This window comes from Frankia sp. CcWB2 (assembly GCF_977927585.1).
The window spans coordinates 16173-17953 of the sequence record NZ_CDWRCM010000086.1; the positions used below are offsets into that span (position 1 = coordinate 16173).

Below are 1781 nucleotides of genomic sequence, written 5' to 3' on the forward strand. Positions count from 1 at the left end.
TGCACCGCCTCACCGCCATCGCGAGCCGACCGGGCCAGGCCGGTTCGATCGCGCTCTCCGCCGACGGGCGGGTCCTCGCTGTCAGTACCCCGGCCGGTCAGGTGACCCTCTGGGACATGCGCTCACCGTCCCGGCCGGTGCAGCCGGCCACCCTGCCGGTCGGCACCGCGCCGACGGCGACGGTCTTCGGACCTCTGGGACATGAGGGCGTCCTCGTCGGCGTGGCCGGTGACGCCGTCCGTCTCTGGCAGCTCGACCTGCTCGCGGCCGAGGACGAGATCTGTGCCAGGGCCGAGGGCCGCATCAATCGGGAGCAGTGGCGGACCTACCTCGGTCACCGGCGCTACGACCCGCCCTGTGACTGACCCGGCCGGCTATCGCGAGAAGTGGCGTGCGGCGCCGTAACCGGGGCCCTGTTCCGGGCGGCCCGTCCGGGACGTCCATCGCCACTGGACCGAGATGCGTCCGGCGACGTGCTCCCGGACCCTGGGCACCGCGTGCAGCCAGTCGGCCTGGGCCCGACCTCCCAGCACGATCAGATCACCGCCGGCCGGGGAGAGGTCGCGAGCGCCGGATGCCTCCGGGTCGTCGAGGATCCGTCGGCCGGGCGGCAGGTGGCGGGACTTGATCAGGAACGGTCGCCGGGCACCGAGGGTGAGGATGGCGATCACCGTGTCGTCGAGCCAGCGCATCTCGCGGTCCCGGTGGAAGGCGACGCCGTCGGCTCCGTCCCGGTACAGCGACAGGCCAAAGCCGTCGAACTCCACGCCGTAGGTCCGCCGCAGGGTCCGGTAGGCGTCGAGCAGGGCGGGAAAGGCGACCGGCTGACCCCGCGGGATCCAGGCGCTCATCCGTGGTTCGGTGACGTGGCGTTCGTAACGCCACATGGTTCCCTGTCGCCAGGGGATCTCGGCATGCAGGGTCTCGTATAGCTGGTCGGCGCCGCGTAGCCATCCGCGCGTGACGTCGGCCCAGGACCGGTCGTCCAGCCAGATCCGTTGCACCGACGCGGTGCGGTCGACCGCACCGTCGGCGGGCACCGCGGTGCCGTCGGTCTCGCTCGTCACCCGGCCGACGCTACCCGGCCGACGCCATCCGGACGGCCCGGTCCGGGGCCGGCATCTGGCGTAACCTGCGAGATCCAGGAGGCATATTCCGTGACGGTGAACAGGCGAGGATGACCGGCGCAGCACCCGACCCCGGGACCTCGACGAACCTCGAGAGCGATGTCCGTCGTCTTACCGGAACCGCCTTCACCGGAACCGCCGTGGTCAGGACCGAACGAGCCGCGCGATCGCGGCCGACGCCTCCCGGATCTTCTCGTCGGCCACCGGACCGCCCTCGGCGGCGGCGTGCGTCACGCAGTGCGCCAGATGGTCCTCGAGGAGCCCGAGGGCGACCGACTGCAACGCCCGGGTCGCCGCCGAGACCTGGGTGAGGATGTCGATACAGTACTTGTCCTCGGCAATCATGCGCTGTAGCCCCCGGACCTGGCCTTCGATGCGGCGAAGCCGAGCGGTGTAATCGTCCTTGGTGTTGGTGTAGCCGTGCATCCATCGCGCCTTCCCGTCCGGGTACCCCCCTACGGTACCCGGGCCGGTGCCGGTCGTCGGATCGGGATTCGGTGAGATAGCGGCGCCAACCGCTGACTGGAATTCGAACCGATGCTCCTCCCGGCGGTGACAGGTCCCACGATCATCACCGTGGGTGAGAATTCTCCGCCCGTGCGGTATCAGTGGCGCGGGTCCTCCAGGACAGGTTCGGGTTGCCCGTCCACGTCC

Annotated in this window: 2 protein-coding genes and 1 pseudogene; 1 reads left to right on the forward strand and 2 read right to left on the reverse strand. The window is 70.7% G+C overall.

From position 1 onward, the window contains the following. Positions 1 to 365: pseudogene (locus tag ACY45C_RS11160) on the forward strand (serine/threonine protein kinase); the annotation flags it as partial. A 9-nt stretch (positions 366 to 374) separates the two neighbouring features. On the opposite strand, the gene ACY45C_RS11165 reads toward ACY45C_RS11160, so the two are convergent. Beyond that, a complete protein-coding gene (locus ACY45C_RS11165) occupies positions 375 to 1067 on the reverse strand; it encodes an alpha-ketoglutarate-dependent dioxygenase AlkB (RefSeq protein WP_462187546.1) in 693 nt (230 codons plus the stop codon). 204 nt (positions 1068 to 1271) lie between these two features. Then, positions 1272 to 1553, reverse strand: a complete 282-nt coding sequence (locus ACY45C_RS11170) for a metal-sensitive transcriptional regulator (protein ID WP_462187547.1) — start codon at positions 1551 to 1553, stop codon at positions 1272 to 1274. Positions 1554 to 1781: the final 228 nt, after the last annotated feature.

What these genes read in the sequence shown, in the direction of transcription:
- ACY45C_RS11170 (WP_462187547.1), bottom strand. Translation starts at nt 1,553, where the DNA reads ATGCACGGCTACACCAACACCAAGGACGATTACACCGCTCGGCTTCGC.